This window comes from Pseudomonas sp. NFPP02, assembly GCF_900119355.1.
In the GTDB taxonomy this organism is placed as follows: domain Bacteria; phylum Pseudomonadota; class Gammaproteobacteria; order Pseudomonadales; family Pseudomonadaceae; genus Aquipseudomonas; species Aquipseudomonas paracarnis.
Genome location: NZ_FPJI01000005.1, coordinates 16,502 through 39,561 on the forward strand (window position 1 = coordinate 16,502; position 23,060 = coordinate 39,561).

A 23,060-nucleotide genomic window follows, 5' to 3' on the forward strand; every position below is an offset into this window, starting at 1 on the left:
CCGTGGCGAGGGAGCTTGCTCCCGCTGGGCTGCGAAGCAGCCCCCCCTACTCCCAATCCGCCTTGGCAATATGCAACCCATGTTGCCCCTTATAGGCAGCACGCTCCGGCTGGCTCCAGCCACTGAGCAACTCATCCTCCAGCCTATAGATCTCAACCCCTAACGGACGACACACCGTCAGCGGGTCCTGCGCCTCCGGCCCCCACATCGGCAGCGACAGATCCCCGCCAGGGCACGTCGACAATGCACACAACAAATCAATCTCGGCAAAGAACTCCAGGTAATCGCCCTTCTGCGCCGGACAGGCCTTCATAAAGTACATGTCATCGTGATTGAGCCCGGTGCACTGGAAAATATTCAACACGTCATGCACATCGAACTCCGTCAGTCCGTGGGGCAATACCGCACGGGTCAGGTTCGAGTGGCAATGGTGATTAAAGTCCTCACCGGTCAACATACGGTTCACATAGGGGTCGCACCGCGTGCCCAACAAATCATGCAAACGCCCACCGTGCTCATCAATGCAGTAGCTGGCCAGGCTGTCATCGGTGATCGTGACCAAGGGCCTTAAAAAGGGCAGGTTCGACCACAACCGATCATGGGTGCTGACATGAGCGCCTTGCAGCTGACGAGTGCGCGCAGCCCACAAACGTTCGCGCGGATCGTTGGCGTTCCAGACATTAAAGTCCCCCACCTGCGGGCCCACCGGCGTGGTCACCCGAAACACATGCCCGGCCGGCACCTTCCAAGCCCTCCCCGTGCGGATCGGCACCTCGAACTGCTCGATCAACGTGCGCTGGGTTTTCTGATCACGAATACGCTCATAGAACGCCCTATCCACCTGCAATGCTGAGCCTTTGCTGACCTGGTACGCGGCCGGGTAGTCTTTGTACATGGGGCAATCCTCTATCAAGGGTGATCAAACAGGGCGAGGGAAAGGTGTTCTGAATCGTCCAGGTACAGGCTCATCGCCTCGCTGGCGGCCTGGGTTTGGTTGCGGGTTAGTAATGTGTATATCTCATGGTCACGCTCCAGCCAGGGCGACTGGAAACGCTGCTCGTCAGGCGCGGCGCAGAACACCAGACGCAACTGAGCAATCACCTGAGCGAAAAACTCGTCGAACAATGGGCTGCCCATCAAGGCGACGATCTGCTGGTGGAACATAAGACTGTGGGTGGCCACGACTCGCCAATCTTCGCGCTCCCGGGCCAAGTGGGTGGCGTCAATGGCGCTTTGCATACGCGTCGATTGGACGTCCGTCAGCGGCCCGCTCTGGGCAATCGCCTGCAACTCCAGGGTGCGGCGGACGACAAAGAGGTCACGCACTTCCGCCCGCACCAAGCGCCGAACCATCACGCCCTTGTTGCGGACATAGCGAGTAAGGCCCTCCTGGCCCAGACGATGCAGCGCCTCGCGAATCGTATTGCGGGATGCGTTGTAGGCTTTGACCAGGTCCACCTCGATCAGCGGCATGCCTGGTAACAGCCGGCCGCCTATGATGTCGGCGCGGAGTTCCAGGGCGATTTGGTCGGCTAAAGATAAAGTGAGTGGCATTGTTACCTCGAGATTGTTGAACAATCACTGAATTAGAGGTAACCACGTTTCGTGCCAATGCCGCCGGCGAGGGGAATTCGCAAGGCCGTATAAGGAAAGGCCGATCATCAACCGGCCCTTCGCGCTGTTTTCAGATACTCAGTTAATGACCAACCTGTCGCGATTTTTCTCCAGCAGTGCCTTGCCGATGCCTTTTACCTCGAGCAGCTCATCCACCGCAGTGAACGGGCCGTTGCTTTCGCGATAGGCGATGATTGCCTTCGCCTTGGAAGCGCCGATACCGAAGAGATCGCGACGCAGGGTTTCGGCGTCGGCGGCGTTGAGGTTGACCTTGGTGGATTGCTCGGTCTTGGTCATTTGGGTGGAGATCGGGGTTGGGGGCTCTGGCTTGATGGACGGCGCAGCGGTGGTGGCGACGGAGAGGCTGGTAAGGAAGGCGAAGATGTGGGATGAGATGTAGAGGTTTTGCATTGGTGACGCTCCATGATATCGGTGAGGGAAAGCAGCTTTTCCGAAGCTGCTTTTCTAACTTAGGCGAATGTTGGAGCATGTCAAAAGCCCGTGAGTAACAGAGTATGAATGACGCCTAATAGATGATTTTCACAACGGTTCATGGCCCAATGATAAAGTTGCACCTGATTGTGAGACTCTGACCAAGGACTGCACGGTGAAAAAGCAATATTTAAACCTGATCGGATTGGCACTTTTCATCCTGTCGATGGTATCGGTTTTCTCGTTTTATCCCGGTGCGATGACATGGGACAGCATGGAGCAGCTCAGACAAGCGAGAGCCGGAGAATACAGCGATTGGCAACCGCCCACGATGGCTTACGTATGGAGTTGGTTATTGCCCTTTACAGATGGTCCGGGAGGGATGTTCCTATTGCAGTGCAGTCTGCTATGGGCAACCGCGCTGATTTTATATAAAGCTTGCATTAGAGAGGAATACTCCTATGGCATGCTTTTCTTGCTGATTCCTATTGCCCCATGGATCATGAACTTCGAATTTACCCTCTGGAAAGATGTGGCCATGGCTTACTCCTGGGGCTTGGCTACTGCAATCTGCTTATATTATAGAGATTGTCAAAAATTCCCCAAGGCTGCTGCGCTGCTTGTCTCAGTATTATTTTTGTACGGCGCGCTAGTGCGAACCAACTCTTTAAGCGCCGGGATCTTTCTGCTGCCATTCTTGATCAACTCAATTTTAAAAATCCATACCATCAAGAGCACAATATTTTTTATATTCATCAGTGGCGCGATAATTGGTCTGGCGCATTTATGCGTTACCCCCTTGATTGGGGCGAAAAAAGCCAATTCAGTTAGTTATGTGATGTTCGATGATATCGTTGCACTCAAGGTCAGAGGCGTCGAAGTGCCTGTAAGCTTTTTGAGTCCAGACGACATGAATGCCATCAAACAGTGTGAGTACCTGAATGTTCATGAAGTGGGCGCCGCCTTTTGTCTGAGCAATGAAAAATTCACCGATATCACCCAAGCGCATTACCAGGAACTCAAAGAAGCGTGGACCCGGTATGTACCGCGGAATATTCTGACGTATGGAGAATTCCGATTGAATGCTTTTTTGAATTTCATACGCTCGCCCTCCCTCCCTCCTTATTACCCTACTGAATTTCGTGTCATGAATCAGCCGTATGAGCCCAATGCAGGAACCAGATCGGTCTCGTCGATAGAAAAACTTACCGCTGGTTACGTTACAACCTCGATAGAAATACTTCCCGAGCTCTTCAAACCTTATAGCTGGCTTATCATATCCATACTATTGATTGGCGCATTTCAACTCAGCCGACAGTGCAGGGCACATTCACTCTGGCTTTTACCCATGTCGGGGCTTTCCTACACGACAAGCTATCTACTCATCACACCAGCCAGCGATCTGCGGTACGCCTACTGGATGATTTTTATAGCCACTCTTTCAATCGTTCTATTCATAAATATCCACTTTAAAAAACCGGCCACATCCAGTTGAGTCGAAAGCTGAACTTCCCCTCGGCCCACGATATTTCTTGCAACAGAGCTAAGGAGCGCTGCCGGTATAGCCTGCGGCAGCCCCGATTCGAGAACGAGTGCTCATCCAAGCCAAAAGCTCTCTTCACGTACCCATCGTGAAGGCTTCAGCACGAGCACGGATCCGGTAGGGTCGGTGAAGGCTAGCGACTCATAGCGTCAAACCACATCGAGGTCGACATACCTCGTGATCGAACGGCCTGCACGTAGGACAGATACCATCCTCATATGATTTAATACGTCACTACTTAGACCGAATTCAGCGTTCGGTAGTGTTTCCAGGACAAATGCAGATAACTCTGCCTGAACCAAAAAACCAAAAAAATGGACAGTTAGTGATGCAAAATTATCAGACTCACGGAATTGGCATTGTTAATATTGGTAAAAACTGCTCGATAGGCAATAACGTAAAATTCATCTTCAAGACCAACAGAACGCTAACCCTGGGCGACTATGTCACCTTGGGCGATGGTGTAAAAGTCATCATTGAAGACGGTGATGTATCGATTGATGATTGGACCACCCTACACTCGGACTGCCTTGTATTAAGTACAAAGGGTGTATCGATAGGACAACACTGCTGGTTTGGCCAAAACTGTGTGATTGATGGCACAGGCGGCCTGACGATCGGCAATGGCGTTAGAGTCGGCATGTATTCGCAAATTTGGACGCACATAGCCGCAGGTGAACAGATTGAAGGCTGTCTCTTCTACTCCGCCGACCCGGTAGTCATCCAGGACAATGTCTGGTTAGTGGGCTCATGCACTGTCGGCTCTGGTGTCACGATTGGTAAGAGGGCCGTGTGTCTCAGCGGCTCGAACATTATCAAGTCAGTGCCAGAAAATGTCACGGTTGCCGGCGCCCCCGCCAAAGTCAAAGAGCATATCAATGCTTACACGCACAAGTCGCTGGATGAGAAATTTGAAATGCTTCGCGGTTGGATCAAGGACTTCTGCGATGAATCCAACCATGCTTTCGCGTTCAAAAACGAAGACAACGAAAAGCTGACAATTCATTCAACCAGCGACTTGAACGACCAGATAATTATGTTCAAGTACACTGAAAGCTACAGCGCTGCGGCTAATCAAGAATTCAAATCCAAAGCGTGCATCGAAACCAAAACCTACACCAAAGGATTTACGCTATCCGAAGAAAGGGTGATGCGTTACCTGTCCGGCAACAAAGCACGTTTTCTAAGGGATTAACTAAAGCCGGCGTGCTTATCACCGTCCAGTGATAAGCACCGGCTTCACCCCGACACAGACCACCGAGCCAGCCACATAAACGTTACATTCCGATTCGTCCTCATCAGGCGAACTGCCCACATGAAAAAACCATGGCATATCGGCCTGCTAACGCGGATTGTAATTGCCAAAACATGACTTAAACAATATCGTCAAGACAGACAGATTCCCCCTCACACTGCTAATTTTTGTCGGTACTTCACCCTTAGGGTATCGCCGCACGGTAGGCAACTCAGCACAACGATATCCCAACCTTGGGGCCCGACATGACAGGTAAGCGAGTAATTCATACGTGATAAAGACATCACGGAACACAGCCAACCTGGAATCCAATAGCATTTTCCGGCTATACGCCCGAAAGCCCTGAGTCGTGTCAGTCCACTTGAACCCCGAGAACATGCTCAACATCGGAGCATGGATAAAGCGGATGGCAAAGTCTCTTGATTTGGGGGTATTTTCAGCCACGCCCCCTGCAACGAATCGCGAAGCTTGTACAAAATCAACGCCCTGCTCCAGCGCTGCTATAAAGCGCGGAATGGCTTCTGGATCATCTTTATCATTACCATCGATGGTAACGATGCCCTCATAACCCTGATCGAGCGCAAAGGAGTAGGCGCAACGAAGCTGTGCACTAAGTTTTCCTGCTGCTGTCTTGACCAATAGCCCCCGCACGCCAAGCGGCTTCAACTCGTGCAACTTCAGGGAACCGTCCGTGGTGCCGCCATCGACAATGATGATGTCAGCAATATTCTCGACGTGAAGTACGGACATCCTCGCGAGTAAATTTTTAATTCGTTCACCTTCGTTAATGACAGGGATTACGACGCACCAGGAGTGTTGGCGTCCAAGCCAGAGTGGGGTGTCATGCGCTGGCACTTCCCATGTTGCGCGAACGGCAGCAATATCCGAAAGGATCATTTGGGTTTCCATCAAGTCACGCGAGCTGTGATCAGCCCGACGCCGGCGATTATCAGTACGATTCCGACCGCTGTGGTCCAGTGGAAGGATTCACGAAAAAAAACAACCGAAAACACAGCAACGGTCGCAATCGCTCCAGCCGTCAGGACCGGGTGGGCAACATTCATCGGGAGCCGCGCCAATGCCGCTGCGTAAAGAACAAAGGCCCCACCATACAAACCGAGCCCTAGCCAAAATGGCCAATTACTCAACGCGCTCATGGGGTCGCTGGGGGACGGAAACTTACGTGGTGGAGTCATGGCCATCTTCACCAATACGCTTGCTGACGCATTGCAGAGAATACCAAGAATGAGAATGAGCCATTTCATATTCATACACTGACCCCACGGTAACGAAGAGTGGCTACCTGGATAGCGCGTTTAATCGACTCTAAATGTGGCTCATTCCCAGTTGCTACCATTTCGATGGACACGAGATGAGCCGGCAGGTAGCGCCCCAGTGCAGCGGCCATTGCCACATGGTCAGTACTGCCATCGCCCAAGGGTAAAAGATTCGGCTCGCTGGCATGCACATGCCCAATCAATTGAGCACAATCTGCCAGGACTTCCAGCGGATCTTCCTGGTTAATCGCGAGTGCGCCTGTGTCAAATTGCATACGAATAGAAGGATGCGCAACAGCACGAACCACTCTGGCAGTCTCAACACTGGTGGTCATAAAGTTCGCGCCGTAACACGCAGGGTTGGGTTCCAGGCAGAGTGTCACGCCGCACGCCTGAGCGAGATCGCCCAACTCACGAAAAAAGGGAATCGCAATGTCCAGCGCCTCTTGATCATTCAGCCCACTGCGATCCCGATTCTTCGGTGAGCCAAAAACTATTCGCGTCCCGCCCAAGCCTGCACCGATTCGACATATTGCGGCCAAGTGTGTAAGCAGATCCGCCCGGCTCCGAGCACTACCAAAGATATTCAGCCCCTTCGTACCAAACAACAGCGCCTGCATACCGGTGATTTCGACTCCTCGCTCAGCCCACCAAGCTTTGACTTGAGCGATATCTTCCCCTGTCGCTTTGGTAAGTTCAGGAAAATACTTTCCAGGGGCAATATCTATCGCATCCACCGAGAACTGCTGAAGCAAGGCAGCGACGGCCTCATCCTCGCAAATGTCCCACGCAATGTTGGATATAGCCAACCTCATGCCTTCAACCCTGTTTCAGGTTTAATCGTGCGGGACTCAGACTGCGCGTATGCCCTGACCGCCAGGATTGTTTCGCGAACACTATTTTGATAGAAGCCAGCAGAATCGAATACGTGAGCGTATTTGGTACGCAAGTCATACGACGCAGGCGAATGGCTCAAGGTATTGGTAAAAGGCAGACCAAAACCTTGCAGCGAGATCTGCTCCACACTGACGGGTGCCGCCGTCAGGTGGACCAACTTGAGCTTGGCATCAAGCGCTGTTTGGATGTCATGCCAGAGGTTAACCATGGGATAAAATTGGAAAACGCCACGGCTGTCAATTGTGTGAAGGTTGTTGTCATTCAAAAAATCAAAAATCACGTTCTTACGTAGCCCCGGGCCTACGAGTCCCGGCAAACGCACAACAAGACAATTCGAAAAATATTTCTCAACAAATATTTCCAATTTCCGGCGATGCAAACCGTAAGCGTGCAAACCTGATTCATCTACAGAGGCATCCTCATCGACCCCTATAGGGTGCTTGAAAACATCTACCGTACTAATCAAAATAAAGGTCTTGCATTTTATGGTTTTAAGATGACCAATCAATGTCTCAATTTTCTTGAGGTCATCTTCAGGTTCCCGGTTAGCGAGCCATTTTTGCGCGGAGGCAGCCGCACACACGACGGTATCGAATGACTGATGATCGATGTCACCGATATTCGTTGAGCGGTACAACGACGCGAAGGCAGTTTGCTTGAGGAGTGTGCCCCCTACATACCCAGAATATCCAATTAGCGCGCTACGCATCCGTACCTCCAGACATCGACGTGGTTTGATCGCTGCCGGTGAAGAAACTCTCAGCATCCAGCTTTTCAAGCACGTCATAAATATTGTCGATTTTACCACCCAGCACTGAGTAGGCGCCTGGCAAACCGGTGTGTTTCTCAAATAGAATCGGCCTTCCGTCGTCGCCTTCATTCTTCAGCAAAACGGTTTTAACCTCAAATAATGAGTCAACATGTTTGGCTTTTAACACTTCAGGGATATAGCGACCTACGTCCCTGAGCATCTTATCAACGCGCGTGGCACGATCATATTGGCCAAGTTTCTGATAAGGATCTAGCCCTTGCAGATCATTCCAATGAAGGTGCGGTGTATAGCGCACATGAGACAATGTATGGAGCCCACGTGCGGGAAACGGCATCATAGAAAAGAACGGACCGTCCATGACTGTAACACCCACATTTTCAAGTGCGGGCGGCATCTGGAGCAGGGCCATTTCTGTAATCTCTTGTTTTAGGCCTAAACCGACGCCTGGAAAGTCTCCGCCAAATTGGTTTAGCCCGCTATAGGTACAGTTGAATACATAGCGGCAGGAAAAGGCTTGCTGCTCTCCCTGCGCCAGGTCGACTACCACCTCCAGTGGTGCCAGCCGCCCCTTTGAAATAGCCACGACGCGGGTTTGATAGTGAACCTGCACACCACTCTCTTTAAGTTCTCGCGAAGCCCAAATGGAAAGTTGCGAGGTGTCAAATGCGCACTCATTGACCCAATATACTTGCTCAATCAATCGAGGTTCAAACAACGCACGTAAAGAAGGCTCAGCCGGTTTGATCCCTGCACCGATCTCTCGGCAAAACCGTTCAAACTGTTTAGCCGTAACTTTGGAGTTGCGTCGGGCAATAGCATAGAGCTTGGTGAAGTCTTGCTTTATGGCGAGCGGCCAATCCCGAACAAATTTCGGCAAGTTCACTCGACTGCGATAGGCAGTGGTAAAACTGCGCGGGTAATGGTAGCCGTTATGGACGCGTGCCTGGTTATTATAAGACGCACGCATCAATAACGCCGATTCGCGCTCAATTAGTAAAATACGCTTGAATCCCCGTTGTCTGGCCAGATAAATAGCGATAGCAGCGCCGTAGAACCCACCCCCGATGACTACCGCATCGTGGCATATTTCGCCTTTGTTAAGCCCCGACATCAGGCACGGTCACTGGTCGGAATTTCCTTATCCGCCGACTCTGATGCCCACTCTTCAACATTCAACTTTTCACAACGGGTCATCCGCGCACTGGTGAACTCTTGCGCAACATGATAAAGCGGCCCCTCGTTCGACAGGCTTGCCATGTTTAGAATGTATTCACCCAACACCAACAACACCAGAGAGATGAGAAAGAACATGCCAGATTGTTGCAATGAGAGACTGATCCAACCTGGAGCAACATCAGTTTTTAAAATGCCCACGGCAATGACGTAGATGCAGTACAGCAGGTTTGCAACGGCCCCAAACAGCGAGAGAGACGTGACCAATCGCATTGGAGCGCGCGTAGTCGAAATCAGCAAGCGCATGCCGCGATCAATGCTTTCACCCAGGCGTTTACGCTGTGAGGTTTGCGGGGGAGAACTGTAATTCAAATAAGCTTTGGCAAAACCACCCGTTGCGGGTAAGTGCCTATAGGTCATTACAGGCTGCGGATGCTGAAGAATGAAATTGATTACTCGTTTGCTCAAAATGCGATACTGCGGCGCCTCTCTGGCCAGATGCACGCCATTGAACCGATTGTAAAGGCTATGGAAAACAGAATTAGCCGCACGGTACATTGGCCCCTGCGCCGGCTTCATCGCGTTATTCGCAAATACAACATCAGCGCCGCTAAGCGCCTGATCAAGCATAGTCGGGATAAAAGCTACATCATCGGCTAACGGGTCAACTACAACGACGAAATCTCCCAGTGCGTTTTCCAGGCCAACCCAAAATGCGGTGTCCGTATCCACTTCCTTGGTTAGCGCATATACCTGCAGATTCGCGAGTCCATTTTCAGCCGTGAGTCCTTTCAATATCGACACGCTGTCATCGTCGGAGGCGTTATCCACCACAATCAATTCATAGTCCGCGACAGTATCAGCAATGATAAGCGCTGCATCAGCGAGAATTCTCTCGACACTGGCCGACTGATTTCGTGCCACGAACACGACAGACAAAAAACAGGGGAAATAATCCATGCTTGCTCTCAAAAGCTAATGCCGAAGCCGAGATCTAAAGGGACGACTAATCCGCCCTCCACCAGCGTGTCCGAGATGGCCGCATACCATGGCCATCGCTTTCGGCCTGGGCGCATCACCTCAGCTCACTTGAGCTTCATTCTACGCTGCTGGTGAACCCAATCGACGATATCGCCATCCGGCGCATAACCGCTTACGGTCTCGCGTAGCAATTGGCGTACCTTAGCGTAGTCATGCACTTCTATCGCGGAAAGCAGATCTCTGAGGACCCCTTTCAGTAGATCCCATTCGAGATAGTCTTCAGAAGCACTCATAATCATTGGATGCTGGGTGGGGGCAACGTTATCGCCAATCAACAGCTCTTCATAGAGTTTCTCGCCTGGCCGAAGCCCACTGAACTCAATAGAAATATCACCATGCGGGTTTTTCTCGGAACGAACACTAAGCCCAGAAAGATTGATCATCTTTTCAGCCAACTCCACGATTTTGACCGGTTCGCCCATATCCAGAACGAACACGTCGCCGCCCAAGCCCATCGATCCTGCCTGAATGACAAGTTGCGCAGCTTCGGGAATGGTCATGAAGTATCGAGTAATTTTCGGATGCGTCACTGTCAGGGGGCCACCTGACTTGATCTGTTTGTGAAAAAGCGGAATGACTGAGCCTGAAGAACCCAATACATTGCCGAAACGTACCATCGTGAAGCGCGTTTTGTTAGGCATGCCTACAGCCGCTAAATCACCGTGCAATTGCGGATTATCTTCACGACTAAGCGCCTGGAGTATCAGCTCGGCCAACCGCTTTGTACTGCCCATCACGTTAGTAGGACGCACCGCTTTGTCCGTTGAAATGAGTACGAAGTTTTGGACTTCCGCCTTGAGTGCCGCCTGCGCCGCACTCAGAGTACCCATCACATTGTTGAGTATGCCTTCAGCGATATTGTGCTCGACCATCGGCACATGTTTATAGGCCGCAGCGTGATAGACGGTATTTACGTTCCAAGACTTCATGAGGTTGAACAGCTGACCTTCGTTGCGCACCGACCCTAAAATCGGAAGCAACAATACAGACAGCGACTCACGGGAGACCCGCTGCTCCAGCTCGGAAACAATACTGTATAAGTTGAACTCGCTGTGTTCAAACAACAACAGTGTAGACGGACGCAGCGCCAGTATCTGCCGGCACAACTCAGACCCTATCGAGCCGCCCGCGCCGGTCACGAGCACTACTTGACCTTTGATACAATGTTCGAGCAATTCCCCTTGGGCAGGAACCGCGTCACGTCCCAGCAAGTCGGCAATATCCACCTCTTGGATATCATCGACCTTAACCCGTCCGCTGGCGAGATCCATAAATCCCGGAACACTACGAACATGCAACGGAAAGCCCTCCAGAAACCCCAGGATTTCCCGGCGACGGGCTCTGTTAGATGACGGGATAGCCAAAAGAATTTCTTGGGCACCCGTTGCGTCAATCATCCTCTGGATGTGTTTGGACTTATAAACCTGCAAGCCGGAAATAACACGATCGGAAATGCTGACATCGTCGTCAATAAAGGCGACAGGCCGCATCACACGCCCCATCCGCAATGCCGCAACCAACTGATTACCCGCGGCGCCTGCGCCATAAATTGCAACCCGTGGCAGGCCATTGTCGCGACTGGTAAATGGCACATGCTGAGCAGCAGAGAACCAGTCGCCCAGGAAGAACTGCCGCATGGCGAGTCTCAACCCTCCGACCATGATCAGGCTCAACCACCAGTAATTGAAGATAATAGAACGAGGCACGACGTTTTGGTGGTTGCTGTACCAGTACACAACGACACCCAATATCAGCGCTGACAGGCTCACGGCTTTGACAATAGCTATCAGCGCATCATTGCCAAAGTAACGCATAACCGCTCTGTACATGCCAAACCGTACATAGAGCGGTATAGCGACAATCGGCGCACACAGGAAAAGCCAGGTATGGGCAACCAAGGGGTTAACAAAATCCTCTACACCCAATCGTACAATGAACGACAGCCAGAGCGCAGTCCATACAAGTAATACATCTACGGAAACTTGAATAAGCCGTTTTTGCCGCCGTGGCAGATCAACTAAAAATGCACGAACCCTATCCATACCTACCTCTGAAGCACCGCATTGTTCAAAAAAACAGTCGCTTGATCTTTCAAATACGCTCCATCCTATCGACAGAGCAACAAATGTTATTCGCTGGCTTCCAACGCACCCGCCCTGAACCTCCAGGCTAACAATATCAACGGCGTATACGCGATGATCAACGCGACAATGCCATCAAGCTGTTTAGTCGCGACCAAGCAAGCTAAAGGCAATAACCACAGAATGTTAATGAGGGCAACAGCTACAGTTACAGGAATATGCGATCTAAACTCGCGTGAGGCGAATTGATAGGCATGGCTGCGATGCGCCTCATATAGTTTGTCACCGCGCAGGGTACGCCGACACAGTGTGAAAGTGGCATCAACAATAAACACGCCCAGAAGAATCAACCACCCCCAGAAAAGGTCAAACGACATCCAAGCTCCCTGTATCGCCAAGACACCCAAGGATATGCCAAGGAAGCCGCTGCCAGCATCGCCCATGAAAATTCGTGCTTTGGGAAAGTTCCAATACAAGAAGCCAGCCACCGCAAAACCAAGAAGCAATGGCACCCAGGCGATGATGGGCGTCGCGCAGAGCCAGTAGAGCAAGGCTGCGCCGAAGCAGGTGGTGATGGCCTCAACACTTGCCAGGCCATCAATTCCATCCATGAAATTGTAAAGGTTGAGCATCCATACCAGGTAAAACGCAGCCAGTATGTGGGCGAACCAACCTAAATCCACCACATAGCCAAAAGCCTCAACAGGAGGTAGGCCGTGACTCCATATCAGCACCCAGACAGCAGCGGTGAAATGGCTCAATAATCGCCAGCGGGCTGGAATATGCCCATGGTCATCGAGGAAACCGACGATCGCAACCAGCAGGCCGGCGCCGAATAGCGCCATGAATGCGTCAAAAGAAAGTACATCCCCGATCCAGAGGACGGGAAGGAACGCGAGAAAGCTCAAGACGATCGCTACCCCCCCTCCCCGCGGAGTTGGGACAACATGAGAGCTACGACCATTCGGAAGATCAATGAGATTGTTGTTAAGAGCGTAGCGGCGCAGCGCTCCTGTGAGCACCAACGCCAAAATCAAAATGGCAGGAAACAACCAAAATAATGTCATTCAAATTTACTCTCGAGATAAGCGTTGGCCGTTTTTTTGAGGGACGCATCGAGAGTGACAGGAGGCAACCAACCCAATAGCTGATGATTTTTCGAAATGTCCACTTGCAGTGAACCGAAGAGTCGGGTTGCTACCCCTTTCTTGCCAACAAGCGTGGCCAAAAACATCAATAATTTTACTGGAAACGGGACCAACACCGCCTTAGTTCCAACCGAATGCGCGACCTTGCGTAAAAGCTCTGTGGTGGACACGTCATTGCCATCACTCACCAAAAAAATCTGGTTGGCTGCGGCAGGATGCACCATACAGGTTTTGATCAAGTCGACCAAATTGTCCAAAGCAACAAGGCTGCGTTTATTATTGACCGAACCCAGCGGCAACGGAATGGAAACTCCCTTCGCCAGGAACGCCATCATATTGCGGAAATTCGCCTTCACACCTGGCCCGTAAACGAGAACCGGTCTGATGATCACAATGTCCATGCCGGTACTCTTGGAAAGGGCCAACAAACCATTTTCGGCTTCCAGCTTGGAAATGCCGTACGGGTCTACCGGGCATGGAGAGTCATTTGCCGTAAAAGGCCTGCCGGGGAGCGTGAACTCGCCGTTTACCTTGATTGAGCTGATAAATACGAAGCGCCGCACCCCGGAAGCCGCAGCTTGGCGCGCCAGGTTCAACGTACCGTCCACGTTGACCTTACGAAACTCTGCCAAAGGATCTGCGCTGTTATCGTTCATCACATGCACGCGAGCAGCGGCATGAACAACTACATCAACATCCTGGGCGAGAGATTCCCAGCGGGCATCACCACCCAGATCGCCCATGGTGATGTACTCGACATCAGGGTGCTCGGCCACACCGATATTGCGAGCGCAGGCGCGTACCTGATAGCTTGCGCTACCAACCAGAGAGTCCAAAAGCGCCCGCCCCACAAAGCCGGAAACGCCCGTCAGGAGCACGACTTTCTTAGTGCCTTCCATAATCCACCAGACCTATAATACAAAAAGTTCAAACGAGATAAGTCATCAAACGCTGATTAACAACGCCAGCGTCAAATTTCTCCTGCGCCATCGCATGGCTTGCCAACCCCATTTGGACTATATCGTCTGGGTGTCTGATGAAATGGATCATCTTGTCAGAGAGTTCTTCCGCAGACCAAGGTGCAACCAAGTAACCGTTGACCCCGTCCACCACAGTGTCCCTACAACCGGGCACATTCGTAGTCAGGATCGCACGGCCAATTGCCATTGCTTCCTGAGTGCTCCGGGGGACGCCTTCACGATAATAAGACGGGAGAACAAAGACACTGGCACCGGAGACCCAGCCAACAACATCAGACACGTGCCCCGGATGCTCAATCACGCCTTCCATCTTCAGTCGCTCTAAATCGTGCGCCTTTAGTCCACCTGGATTCGACTCGTCAATCCCCCCAAGCATCACGAATCGCGCCTCGGGAAATTGTTCTTTCACAATCCGCGCCGACTCGATAAATATATGCACACCCTTTTCCGCCAAGAGTCGCCCGACAAATATGAAGCTCACGGGAGACACGGGAGGTCGGGAATAGGGGTAGTCACTCAATTTCAAGCCGATTCCGCCGAGCACTGAAATCTTATTGACCTTCAGACGATACTTATCAACCAAGTCAATCTGGTCATCTTTGTTCAAGAGGATCAATTGCTCAAGAAACGGAAACGCCATTCGATAAAGTGAAACTTGAACCCACTTTAACAGCTTGCGTTTAAACCCCATCCCCTCAGGGAGCTCCGTAAATACGTAGCCGAGGCCTTCCAACATTCCAACCCTGCGTTTGACACCTGCCAACACAGCCGCGAAAGTACCGAATATCACAGGCTTTGCAAAATATGAAAAAACCATGTCTGGCGCGATGGAGCGAAGAATTCTGGATAATTTCAGCGTCGAGGCAAGGTCATTTAACGGGTTTAATCCTGCCCTGCTAATGTGATAATCCATTGGAATGCCGCCCAACGCCCTGACGCCCTCGCGACTTGCACTGTCGTAGTCCAGAGCGAATGCGTAAACAACGTGGCCTTGCTCCGTCATCGCACGGATTAGATCAGCACGAAAGCCCAACACACAGGCAGCAGTAGTTCCTATCAAAGCAATTTTCATTTGGACTGATATCCATCCGGGTTGCTCTGTAACCATCTCCAAGTATCCCGCATCATATCCTCAAGGTCTAATTCCGCACGCCACCCTAGTTCTCTCAACGCCTTCGAGGGGTCAGACCAACATTCGGCAATATCTCCCGGCCTGCGCTCACAGATTTTCTGGGGGACTTCCACTCCTGACACTTTTTCAAATGCAGCGATCACTTGCAAGACAGAATAGCCCACGCCGGTGCCTAAGTTCCAAGCATGTAACCCAGTCTTCTCTGCTATATACCGCAATGCGCTAATGTGGCCGTTCGCCAAATCAGCAACATGAATGTAATCGCGCACGCCCGTTCCATCACACGTTGGATAATCATTACCGTAGATGGACAAATAGGGCAGCTTACCGGTTACTACTTTACTGATATACGGCAGTAAATTATTAGGCGTGCCATTCGGGTTTTCCCCAATCAGCCCGCTGGGATGAGCCCCCACCGGGTTGAAGTACCGAAGTGTCGCTATCGCCCATCGATCATCGGCGCGAACCAGGTCTTCGAGTACCTGCTCAACGATAAGCTTGGAACGACCATAGGGGCTTTTGGGCGCACCAACGGGATATTGCTCAGAGATAGGCATGACTTCTGGCTCGCCATACACTGTTGCCGACGAACTGAACACAAGCCTGAACACGCCCGCTGCCGCCATGGCAGAAAATAGTGAAAGGCTGCCCGCAACATTGGTTTGGTAGTATGCAAGGGGGTCTTTAACGCTATCCCCAACAGCTTTCAACCCAGCAAAATGGATTACGGCATCGAATTTATGCTCGCGAAAAAGCGTCGCGAGGAGTGCCTCGTCCAGAATGTCGCCGAGGACAAATAATGGCTCGCGTCCAGCTATCTGGGCAATCCGAACCAAGGAGACCTCGGAGCTATTAGCCAGGTTGTCAAGCACGACAACGTCCCAACCGACGCCCAGTAACTCGACCACCGTATGAGATGCTATGTAGCCAGCACCTCCAGTTACTAATATCTTCACAACTTCGTCTCCAACGGCCCTTCACGACCGCATGAATATAAAATGATCGAGAGCCAGATACACGCTCTGCTGCTGTTCACTAGATGCAGAATGAGGCTGCCTCTCTAATCTCCATTGGGAAAGCCGATAAAATGATAAGGCATGAACGGAGAGGGCCCAATACCCTCCTCGGCTACAAAATTCCTGTAGCCACTCGCCGCGCTCAAAACGCCCGCCATAATGAAGGCGAGTTTGATTGTTGTGTCAAATTTCAAGGCCAGACGGCTATAGGTCAAGAGAATCGCAACGGGAAAGGCGAAGGATATCAAATCCAAAAATCGCAAACCGGCATACGACACCGCTGACACCAACCAAAAAGAAATGGTGAAACCAGCGCCTAACACTATGAGTTTGGTTTTTTCCGCATTTGGAAGTTTTGAAAAGAACAACGCTGCCACGAACAGCAATAATACCCCGACCTTACTCAGGCCCGACAGCGGATTTGGAGACTCTGAATCCTGATAAGACAGCAATTTGGCGAGAAAGTAGTCACCATTCAAACTCAGTAAAAACAACAATGCACATACTACAAACGGGACAACCAAGACATTACTTGTCTTCAGCCAACGAGACCACGATGCCCAGATAAACAGCAACGACACCAGAGACGAGTAGTGAAACAACAGGGCAGATACCGCCAGCACCATTCCAGATTTATACCTAAGCTGACGCACGTTCTGCGTGGCCAGCAACAGCAACATTGCCGCCAGTCCAATTCGTAACCCGTTCATGCTGTACTGATAAACAAAGGTCGGCAAAATATAGGCGATGAGCAAAAAACGTTCGTTCTTGTCGGCACGACCCAAGTATAGAAACAACATCGCAAAAATCAGAAAGCTGAGCACCCTCACTGCGATGACGCCTGAGTCTGAAACAGACAATAACGCTTTACCCAATAATACGAAACCCGGCTCCATGCCACCCCAGACATAGTCTGCCGAAAAGCCTTCAACGATCAACTCGTAGTTGGCCGTGTCTGTGCCTACGGCACCGCGCATGACCGAAAACACCATAAATACAATCAAAGATATTGCGATAAACAGGCGCGTCCTGTTACCCGCCAACCCGGTCAGGAAAAACATGAGATACAGTATGCCCCAGCCAATTAGATATATCATCCCAGGCTTGATCCCAACTTAATCTTAAGCACTCTGCGTATATAACGCATGACCGACCACCCTTTTAGGAGACACCGACGGACAGATCCAATTCGACCCTCACGAAAAAGATGGTCATAGACATCCAGCTCCCCCTTTTCCATTGCCCACATATTACTGCTCAGTCCGGCATGCCCATAAATGGGCTTGTGGCAAAACGTCAAGGGCAACTCAAATGAATAGCCGCGAGCGCCACTACCCAGCAACTCGCACCACAGCAGGTAGTCCTCGCAGAACCTCTTATCCGTTGAAAAACGAAAAGCCACATCTTTCTTGATCATGACCGAGGGCGTTGAAAATCTATTGGATTTCAATAAAGCCGGGAAGGTAACTTGATAGAATCCTGCCTGCGAAGCGTTATAAACTTGATGCGGCATCGACTCCGAACTCAGCGTCTCACAGATCTGTCCGGTTAGCGTCACCTCTGGATTTTCCAGCATCCAGCCATACTGAAGCTCGATTTTCTGTGGGTGCCAACTATCATCGGAGTCTAGAAACGCAATATAGGGCTGCGACGCCATTTCCCATGCCGTGTTGCGAGCCGCTGCGGGTCCTGCGTTTTTTTCCAACGCGCAAACCCGCACCCAGTCCTCCGGGTACTCTGTGACCAATGACTGAAGAAAGTCTAGAGTGCCGTCCGGACTTGCGTCGTCGACCAGCAATACCTCGGCCGGTCTCAGCGTCTGGGCAAACACTGAATCAAGCGCACGCCGAATTGTTCCCTTGCAGCGATAACAAGGAATCACAACGCTCACGTTAGCAGACGTGGCGCTACGGGCGCCCTTTTCACACAGCATGTTCTGGCTCACACCTTCGTAATTATGAAGTAACAGAAGTTCACGAATTTGACTCAGGAAAATTGATCTTCGAGCCGCGCGCATCTAAGACTTCACGTAGTTTTTCGCTGCCGATCAACGTGTTGTTGAGCTGATCAAAAACCTCGACATTCTTCTCGACGTATCGTGCACGAACCCGGTTAATTATCCTTGACAAGCCCCATACAAATTCTGAACACACTGAAAATACTAACTGTGCAGTAATCTTCAGAATACCAAATTCTGCGCAAGCTGCCTTCAGGGAAGCCAATGTATATTTATACGAGCCTGGAAAGTAAACGAAACACTTCAATAACAACCTGCCAAAATTCGGATTCAGGCTCTTACCGCCTTGGGACTGAACTCTCTCGACGGCCTTAAGCAAAGAATACGACCACACCGTGGGAACCGAATAAAATTCGGGTATTCGGGCATCCCACACCAAGTTTTTGAACGGCGCAATATGAGCATTATCTCTTAACGCTCCGTAGTGCCCGCCCGTTACGCTCTTGCCTGAAGTACTTTGACCCGAGGCGCCTGGTACGATGACCGGATAATCGACCAGCACGCACGAGGTGGACTCAGTGGCGATCAGCAATGAACTGTAGATATCAGGACTGACGCCGCCAAACAGCGCGCCGTACTTCCCCTCAATCCTCTTGGCCAATGTGTTTGAAATCATACCTGCATACGCTCGCGGCATACCAAATACGCCACCGCCAAAATTATCCAGAGCGTAATTGACCGACGCTTTGACGTCGTGTCGAACCACATCACCTGTGAACGGGCTCATGTGCAGCGTGCCAAAATAAGAATCGCCACGGGTTGAATGTTTGAAATCATCCCAGTAGTACAACGCAGGAAAATTGAATTTCAGCGCATCAACATCGTGTTTTTTAGCCCAATGGGCAACATCAATTATTTCCTTCGCGACGAAATCATCATCGCCGATGAAAACTAAATAATCACCATCTGCCGACTGCAACCCAAGGTTGAAGTTATCGACCACACTGATGCCCTCAGTCGAACGAACCAACTTCAAGCGTGTTTCTGGATATAGACCTTTAAAGGCTTCTGATATTTCGTCAACCGGGCTTGAGTCACAAACCACTACTTGAATTTCTTCCGACAAATCCAATATAGATCGGATTGACGGAATCGCGTAGCGCGCCCGATTATGCGTAGGGATAATGACACTCAGAATGCTCATACTATTGACCAAGACTGTGCTGAATATAGGACAATGTCATGAGCAACTTCTTAATATCTTCGCCTTTCAGCAATTCTGTATTGTGCGACGTATAGTCGTCGATTGCGTTTGCCTCTGGCTGACCTTCAATAATAAATTTATCATAGTTCAGGTCGCGGTTATCCGCCGGAATTCGATAGTAACGTCCCATGTCTTTGGCTTTGGCCATTTCTTCTCGAGACACCAAAGACTCATAGAGTTTTTCGCCGTGTCGAGTACCAATAATATTAACCGGCACGTGGCTATCAAAAAGCTCCTTCAACGCGTTCGTCAGATCACCGATGGTACTGGCCGGCGCCTTCTGCACGAAGATATCACCCTGCTCGCCATGTTCGAACGCATGCAATACCAAGTCCACGGAGTCTTCAAGACTCATGAGGAACCGGGTCATGTTCGGGTCAGTCACCGTGAGAGGGACACCCGCTTTGATTTTATCCACGAACAACGGAATGACCGAGCCACGGGAGGCCATTACATTACCGTAACGGGTTGCGCACAACACTGGGCCGCCGTCGCGGACTGTCCGCGACTTTGCGATCAATACCTTCTCGCCCATCGCCTTGGAAATACCCATAGCGTTGATAGGGTAGACCGCTTTATCTGTACTCAGCAGAACAACGCGTTGTACTTTGTTATCAATCGCCGCATTGAGTACGTTCTCTGTACCGATGATATTGGTCAATACAGCTTCCATCGGGTAAAACTCACAAGACGGCACTTGCTTCAGTGCGGCAGCATGAAATACGTAATCGACCCCGGCCATTGCGCGACTGATGCTCTCGTAATTTCTCACATCGCCAATGTGAAATTTCACCTTGGGATTGTTCAGTGCAATCCGCATGTCTTCCTGCTTCTTCTCATCGCGACTGAACACGATGATCTCCTTAACCGCAGTGTCGAGAAAACGCTTCAGGACAGTATTACCGAATGAGCCTGTGCCACCGGTGATCATCAAAACCTTATTGTCAAACATACCTTCACCAATCAAACCAAGAAGAAAAACAGCAGCGCTACCACCGCTACAAACAACAGCACTGCTGAAGACACCAATAGCGCCGAAACTCTCGCGTACCCTTTTACATCCGGCAGGGTCATCGCCCTGCCCCACGAAACCATAGTCGATGACGCATGATAGGCCGAGTACACATAACAGATTGCTTTTACGTCGCCAGCGGAGGCGGCCAATATCGTCATGACCAGCGTGGCGATCGTCAATAAGCCTGACATGGTCGCCTGAAACCTGAAGTCTTTGGCATAGATTAACAGGCTATAAGGGATAAATCCGAAAGCCCCGATCGCAACACCGGGTAAAAGTATCGCGAGATAGGCTGAAATCAGCTCGTTATTGGCACCTGGCCCCACCCAAAGCGTGATGAGAGGTTCACGGAACCACCAGAGTACAAAGGTCGGTAGTGCGGTCACTACGAAGACCGAGATGGTGAACCTGATAATTATCTTACGTGCGTCACTGCTCACTCCGCTCGCTGCTGTACGCAGCATGATCGGTTGAAAATACTGGCTGACTGGCCCTGCGAGAATCGAAATCGGGGCCATGCAAAGCAAGCTGGCGAGGTAATAGGGCGCGACACTGGCAGCAGAAGTAAAAAATGAGATGATTGGTTTGTCGAGCTGCGTCACCGCGGCACCCGCCGCAGAGAAGATTACCAGGGCACCACCAGCCTTCGTGAGGTTGAATGCTTCGGAAAAAGATGGCCAATCAGCCTTCTGGACCCCGAGTGCTGTGTCCGACAGATCTTTTATCAAGATCAGTCGAGACACCCACCAATGAATAATCGTAGTTACCAGTTGGGTGTATATGAACACATCCAGAGTCGCTGAAAACACGTACATTGCAATGACAGTCAAGGCCGCTCTCAGCGACACACCTATCACCTGCAAAGCGCTACCCGATATATATTGCCTGTTGGCGATCAGCATCGAATAGTAAAGATTTTGCAGCACCAAGAACCAAAACAGCAGGACTACCGCAGCGATCGCGCCCCAACTGATGCCCAGCTCAGCAATAAACAGCTTGACGCCCACTGCAACAAAAAACAAAAACCCATAAAATCCGGCGAGACTAAGCTCCGCACTTCTAAGTAACTTGATTAAGGGGGCTTTATCTTTGCCCGATACAGAAACCTCCCTTCCCAGCAGCGTTGACATCCCCAAGTCCATCATCACCAGAAGGGCTTGAAAGGACAGAATCACCGCGATGCTGCCAAACTGGCTCGCACCGAGCATACGGCTATAAATAGGTAAAAAAACAAAAGCTACCAATAGGCTGGACGATCGCCCAGCGTACAGCATCAGCATCCTGCTAATAACGGACATATTCATCATTTTGCACAATCGGTCATAGTACCCACAGCGCCTCTCAGCGCACCCTTCAAAGACGCTGTGACCGTCAGCAGGTCATCCTCATCGAGCCACCAACCACACGGCACACCTATTATATGATGCTGAAGGAAATCGGTATTCGGCAGATATTGCGGCGCCGCGTCAAACCCACTGTAGGTGTCGTTTCTTTGATGAATACTTGAAACCATGACTCCGGACTGCTTGAGCCGGCAAATCACTTCATCTCTATTTTCAACAAAAAACAATAACACCCAATAGGCGGATTGATCACCCTCCAATACAGGCACAGGTGTCAAACCGTCTATATCTCTGGTTAACCCCAGCAACGCTTTGGCATTAGCCTGTGTAGCTGCCTGCCGGGACTGCAAGGATGTCATTTGAGCATATCCCATCGCCGCGCACATATTATTCAGCGTCATGCTCCAGCCAATTTCTGGCACATCCGAGCTGCTATTTATCTCGCCAATAGCTGATCGAAAAGTGCCGAAGTCGATACCAAAGCGCCGTAGTTTGCGGGCTCTATTCGCCATGTCAATACTTCGGCATGCCAGCGCGCCACCTTCAGTGGTATTGATCTGTCGGTTTGGATAAAACGAATAAATGGCAAAGTCACCGTAAGCGCCAACCGGTAGCGAAGCGTGCATAGCAGACAAAGCGTTATCACAGTCTTCTATCAAGACAAGATTATGCTTCTTGCATATTTCTGCTATTTCACGGGCTGGCCCAGGATAGCCAGCAACATGATATAGAATAACAGCTCTAGTCTTTGGCGTGATCTTCGATTCGAGGTCTGCAACGTCCATGGTAACCGAGCGCGGGCTAACATCCACCCAGACAGGAACCGCTTTACTCTGTGCAATTGCTGAGTTGGTGGAGAGACAGGCAAACGCCGTGGTGAGCACCTCATCCCCATCCTTTACACCAGCCAAATACAGAGCAAGATATAAAGCCGTCGTCATATCGATGGTAGAAACTACATGGGGCAAGCCGGCAATTTTTTCCAACTCGGACTCAAACTTTTCCACCCACTCTCCGCCCGCGATTCTCCCGGAACGTAAAACTTCCACAGCAGCCTGCTCCATTTCAGGAAGCATGACCGAGTTATACAGAGGGACGTTGTTGAGCATAGTCAAATCTC

The 23,060-nt window shown here is 50.9% G+C and carries 22 protein-coding genes; 2 read left to right on the forward strand and 20 right to left on the reverse strand.

Annotated elements, in window-relative coordinates:
• Positions 1 to 46: 46 nt before the first annotated feature.
• From BT204_RS10165 to BT204_RS10175, 3 genes are all read right to left on the reverse strand, one after another.
• Complete coding sequence (locus BT204_RS10165) at positions 47 to 895, reverse strand: urea carboxylase-associated family protein (protein WP_072446719.1); 849 nt, start codon at positions 893 to 895, stop codon at positions 47 to 49.
• A gap of 14 nt (positions 896 to 909) precedes the next feature.
• Positions 910 to 1,554, reverse strand: a complete 645-nt coding sequence (locus tag BT204_RS10170; protein WP_072446721.1) for a GntR family transcriptional regulator — start codon at positions 1,552 to 1,554, stop codon at positions 910 to 912.
• Positions 1,555 to 1,692: 138 nt separating this feature from the next.
• Positions 1,693 to 2,025, reverse strand: coding sequence for a ComEA family DNA-binding protein (locus tag BT204_RS10175; RefSeq protein WP_072446723.1), 333 nt, complete (start codon positions 2,023 to 2,025; stop codon positions 1,693 to 1,695).
• Between the two features lie 196 nt (positions 2,026 to 2,221).
• Here BT204_RS10175 and BT204_RS10180 point away from each other — a divergent pair, with 196 nt between their 5' ends.
• Both BT204_RS10180 and BT204_RS10185 read left to right on the forward strand, forming a co-directional pair.
• Positions 2,222 to 3,541 carry a hypothetical protein gene (locus tag BT204_RS10180; RefSeq protein ID WP_054921832.1) on the forward strand — a complete coding sequence of 440 codons (1,320 nt, stop codon included), beginning with the start codon at positions 2,222 to 2,224 and terminating at the stop codon, positions 3,539 to 3,541.
• Between the two features lie 376 nt (positions 3,542 to 3,917).
• A complete protein-coding gene (locus tag BT204_RS10185; RefSeq protein ID WP_054921834.1) occupies positions 3,918 to 4,784 on the forward strand; it encodes an acyltransferase in 867 nt (288 codons plus the stop codon).
• A 147-nt stretch (positions 4,785 to 4,931) separates the two neighbouring features.
• On the opposite strand, the gene BT204_RS10190 is transcribed toward BT204_RS10185, so the two are convergent.
• The 17 genes from BT204_RS10190 to BT204_RS10270 all read right to left on the reverse strand — a co-directional run bounded on the left by BT204_RS10190 (position 4,932) and on the right by BT204_RS10270 (position 23,049).
• Positions 4,932 to 5,741: a glycosyltransferase family 2 protein gene (locus BT204_RS10190; RefSeq protein ID WP_054921837.1), complete on the reverse strand. Its 810-nt coding sequence runs from the start codon at positions 5,739 to 5,741 to the stop codon at positions 4,932 to 4,934.
• An 11-nt stretch (positions 5,742 to 5,752) separates the two neighbouring features.
• Positions 5,753 to 6,115 (reverse strand): DMT family transporter, encoded by a 363-nt coding sequence (locus BT204_RS10195; protein ID WP_232241726.1) that lies wholly within the window; start codon positions 6,113 to 6,115, stop codon positions 5,753 to 5,755.
• Positions 6,112 to 6,936 carry a sugar phosphate isomerase/epimerase family protein gene (locus BT204_RS10200; RefSeq protein ID WP_054921842.1) on the reverse strand — a complete coding sequence of 275 codons (825 nt, stop codon included), beginning with the start codon at positions 6,934 to 6,936 and terminating at the stop codon, positions 6,112 to 6,114. Before BT204_RS10200 ends, BT204_RS10195 begins: the two co-directional genes overlap by 4 nt.
• The gene (locus tag BT204_RS10205; RefSeq protein WP_054921844.1) at positions 6,933 to 7,727 is read right to left on the reverse strand and encodes an NAD-dependent epimerase/dehydratase family protein; all 795 of its coding nucleotides are present in this window, start codon (positions 7,725 to 7,727) and stop codon (positions 6,933 to 6,935) included. Before BT204_RS10205 ends, BT204_RS10200 begins: the two co-directional genes overlap by 4 nt.
• Positions 7,720 to 8,901, reverse strand: coding sequence for an NAD(P)/FAD-dependent oxidoreductase (locus BT204_RS10210; RefSeq protein WP_054921846.1), 1,182 nt, complete (start codon positions 8,899 to 8,901; stop codon positions 7,720 to 7,722). The genes BT204_RS10205 and BT204_RS10210 overlap by 8 nt, the downstream gene beginning before the upstream one ends.
• The gene (locus tag BT204_RS10215) at positions 8,901 to 9,923 is read right to left on the reverse strand and encodes a glycosyltransferase (RefSeq protein ID WP_054921849.1); all 1,023 of its coding nucleotides are present in this window, start codon (positions 9,921 to 9,923) and stop codon (positions 8,901 to 8,903) included. The genes BT204_RS10210 and BT204_RS10215 overlap by 1 nt, the downstream gene beginning before the upstream one ends.
• 125 nt (positions 9,924 to 10,048) lie before the next feature.
• The gene (locus BT204_RS10220) at positions 10,049 to 12,046 is read right to left on the reverse strand and encodes a polysaccharide biosynthesis protein (RefSeq protein ID WP_072446725.1); all 1,998 of its coding nucleotides are present in this window, start codon (positions 12,044 to 12,046) and stop codon (positions 10,049 to 10,051) included.
• Between the two features lie 86 nt (positions 12,047 to 12,132).
• On the reverse strand, positions 12,133 to 13,152 hold the full coding sequence (locus tag BT204_RS10225) for an MraY family glycosyltransferase (RefSeq protein WP_072446727.1): 1,020 nt from the start codon (positions 13,150 to 13,152) through the stop codon (positions 12,133 to 12,135).
• Entirely contained in the window at positions 13,149 to 14,132 is a 984-nt protein-coding gene (locus BT204_RS10230) for a UDP-glucose 4-epimerase family protein (protein ID WP_072446729.1), read from the reverse strand. The genes BT204_RS10225 and BT204_RS10230 overlap by 4 nt, the downstream gene beginning before the upstream one ends.
• A 28-nt stretch (positions 14,133 to 14,160) precedes the next feature.
• Entirely contained in the window at positions 14,161 to 15,285 is a 1,125-nt protein-coding gene (locus BT204_RS10235) for a glycosyltransferase family 4 protein (RefSeq protein WP_054921858.1), read from the reverse strand.
• The gene (gene galE, locus BT204_RS10240; protein WP_072446731.1) at positions 15,282 to 16,301 is read right to left on the reverse strand and encodes a UDP-glucose 4-epimerase GalE; all 1,020 of its coding nucleotides are present in this window, start codon (positions 16,299 to 16,301) and stop codon (positions 15,282 to 15,284) included. Before galE ends, BT204_RS10235 begins: the two co-directional genes overlap by 4 nt.
• A 104-nt stretch (positions 16,302 to 16,405) precedes the next feature.
• Positions 16,406 to 17,422 (reverse strand): EpsG family protein, encoded by a 1,017-nt coding sequence (locus tag BT204_RS10245; protein WP_172415457.1) that lies wholly within the window; start codon positions 17,420 to 17,422, stop codon positions 16,406 to 16,408.
• A 32-nt stretch (positions 17,423 to 17,454) separates the two neighbouring features.
• Positions 17,455 to 18,378: a glycosyltransferase family 2 protein gene (locus BT204_RS10250; RefSeq protein ID WP_082430495.1), complete on the reverse strand. Its 924-nt coding sequence runs from the start codon at positions 18,376 to 18,378 to the stop codon at positions 17,455 to 17,457.
• Complete coding sequence (locus tag BT204_RS10255) at positions 18,335 to 19,522, reverse strand: glycosyltransferase family 2 protein (RefSeq protein ID WP_072446733.1); 1,188 nt, start codon at positions 19,520 to 19,522, stop codon at positions 18,335 to 18,337. The genes BT204_RS10250 and BT204_RS10255 overlap by 44 nt, the downstream gene beginning before the upstream one ends.
• 1 nt (position 19,523) lies before the next feature.
• Positions 19,524 to 20,534, reverse strand: a complete 1,011-nt coding sequence (locus BT204_RS10260; protein ID WP_072446735.1) for a polysaccharide biosynthesis protein — start codon at positions 20,532 to 20,534, stop codon at positions 19,524 to 19,526.
• Between the two features lie 11 nt (positions 20,535 to 20,545).
• The gene (locus BT204_RS10265) at positions 20,546 to 21,901 is read right to left on the reverse strand and encodes an oligosaccharide flippase family protein (RefSeq protein ID WP_072446737.1); all 1,356 of its coding nucleotides are present in this window, start codon (positions 21,899 to 21,901) and stop codon (positions 20,546 to 20,548) included.
• Positions 21,901 to 23,049: a DegT/DnrJ/EryC1/StrS family aminotransferase gene (locus tag BT204_RS10270; RefSeq protein ID WP_083544064.1), complete on the reverse strand. Its 1,149-nt coding sequence runs from the start codon at positions 23,047 to 23,049 to the stop codon at positions 21,901 to 21,903. Before BT204_RS10270 ends, BT204_RS10265 begins: the two co-directional genes overlap by 1 nt.
• Positions 23,050 to 23,060: the final 11 nt, after the last annotated feature.

What these genes read in the sequence shown, in the direction of transcription:
- BT204_RS10165 (WP_072446719.1), bottom strand. Translation starts at nt 895, where the DNA reads ATGTACAAAGACTACCCGGCCGCGTACCAGGTCAGCAAAGGCTCAGCA.
- BT204_RS10170 (WP_072446721.1), bottom strand. Translation starts at nt 1,554, where the DNA reads ATGCCACTCACTTTATCTTTAGCCGACCAAATCGCCCTGGAACTCCGC.
- BT204_RS10175 (WP_072446723.1), bottom strand. Translation starts at nt 2,025, where the DNA reads ATGCAAAACCTCTACATCTCATCCCACATCTTCGCCTTCCTTACCAGC.
- BT204_RS10185 (WP_054921834.1), top strand. Translation starts at nt 3,918, where the DNA reads ATGCAAAATTATCAGACTCACGGAATTGGCATTGTTAATATTGGTAAA.
- BT204_RS10190 (WP_054921837.1), bottom strand. Translation starts at nt 5,741, where the DNA reads ATGATCCTTTCGGATATTGCTGCCGTTCGCGCAACATGGGAAGTGCCA.
- BT204_RS10195 (WP_232241726.1), bottom strand. Translation starts at nt 6,115, where the DNA reads ATGAATATGAAATGGCTCATTCTCATTCTTGGTATTCTCTGCAATGCG.
- BT204_RS10200 (WP_054921842.1), bottom strand. Translation starts at nt 6,936, where the DNA reads ATGAGGTTGGCTATATCCAACATTGCGTGGGACATTTGCGAGGATGAG.
- BT204_RS10205 (WP_054921844.1), bottom strand. Translation starts at nt 7,727, where the DNA reads ATGCGTAGCGCGCTAATTGGATATTCTGGGTATGTAGGGGGCACACTC.
- BT204_RS10210 (WP_054921846.1), bottom strand. Translation starts at nt 8,901, where the DNA reads ATGTCGGGGCTTAACAAAGGCGAAATATGCCACGATGCGGTAGTCATC.
- BT204_RS10215 (WP_054921849.1), bottom strand. Translation starts at nt 9,923, where the DNA reads ATGGATTATTTCCCCTGTTTTTTGTCTGTCGTGTTCGTGGCACGAAAT.
- BT204_RS10220 (WP_072446725.1), bottom strand. Translation starts at nt 12,046, where the DNA reads ATGGATAGGGTTCGTGCATTTTTAGTTGATCTGCCACGGCGGCAAAAA.
- BT204_RS10225 (WP_072446727.1), bottom strand. Translation starts at nt 13,152, where the DNA reads ATGACATTATTTTGGTTGTTTCCTGCCATTTTGATTTTGGCGTTGGTG.
- BT204_RS10230 (WP_072446729.1), bottom strand. Translation starts at nt 14,132, where the DNA reads ATGGAAGGCACTAAGAAAGTCGTGCTCCTGACGGGCGTTTCCGGCTTT.
- BT204_RS10235 (WP_054921858.1), bottom strand. Translation starts at nt 15,285, where the DNA reads ATGAAAATTGCTTTGATAGGAACTACTGCTGCCTGTGTGTTGGGCTTT.
- BT204_RS10245 (WP_172415457.1), bottom strand. Translation starts at nt 17,422, where the DNA reads ATGTTTTTCCTGACCGGGTTGGCGGGTAACAGGACGCGCCTGTTTATC.
- BT204_RS10250 (WP_082430495.1), bottom strand. Translation starts at nt 18,378, where the DNA reads ATGCGCGCGGCTCGAAGATCAATTTTCCTGAGTCAAATTCGTGAACTT.
- BT204_RS10255 (WP_072446733.1), bottom strand. Translation starts at nt 19,522, where the DNA reads ATGAGCATTCTGAGTGTCATTATCCCTACGCATAATCGGGCGCGCTAC.
- BT204_RS10260 (WP_072446735.1), bottom strand. Translation starts at nt 20,534, where the DNA reads ATGTTTGACAATAAGGTTTTGATGATCACCGGTGGCACAGGCTCATTC.
- BT204_RS10265 (WP_072446737.1), bottom strand. Translation starts at nt 21,901, where the DNA reads ATGAATATGTCCGTTATTAGCAGGATGCTGATGCTGTACGCTGGGCGA.
- BT204_RS10270 (WP_083544064.1), bottom strand. Translation starts at nt 23,049, where the DNA reads ATGCTCAACAACGTCCCTCTGTATAACTCGGTCATGCTTCCTGAAATG.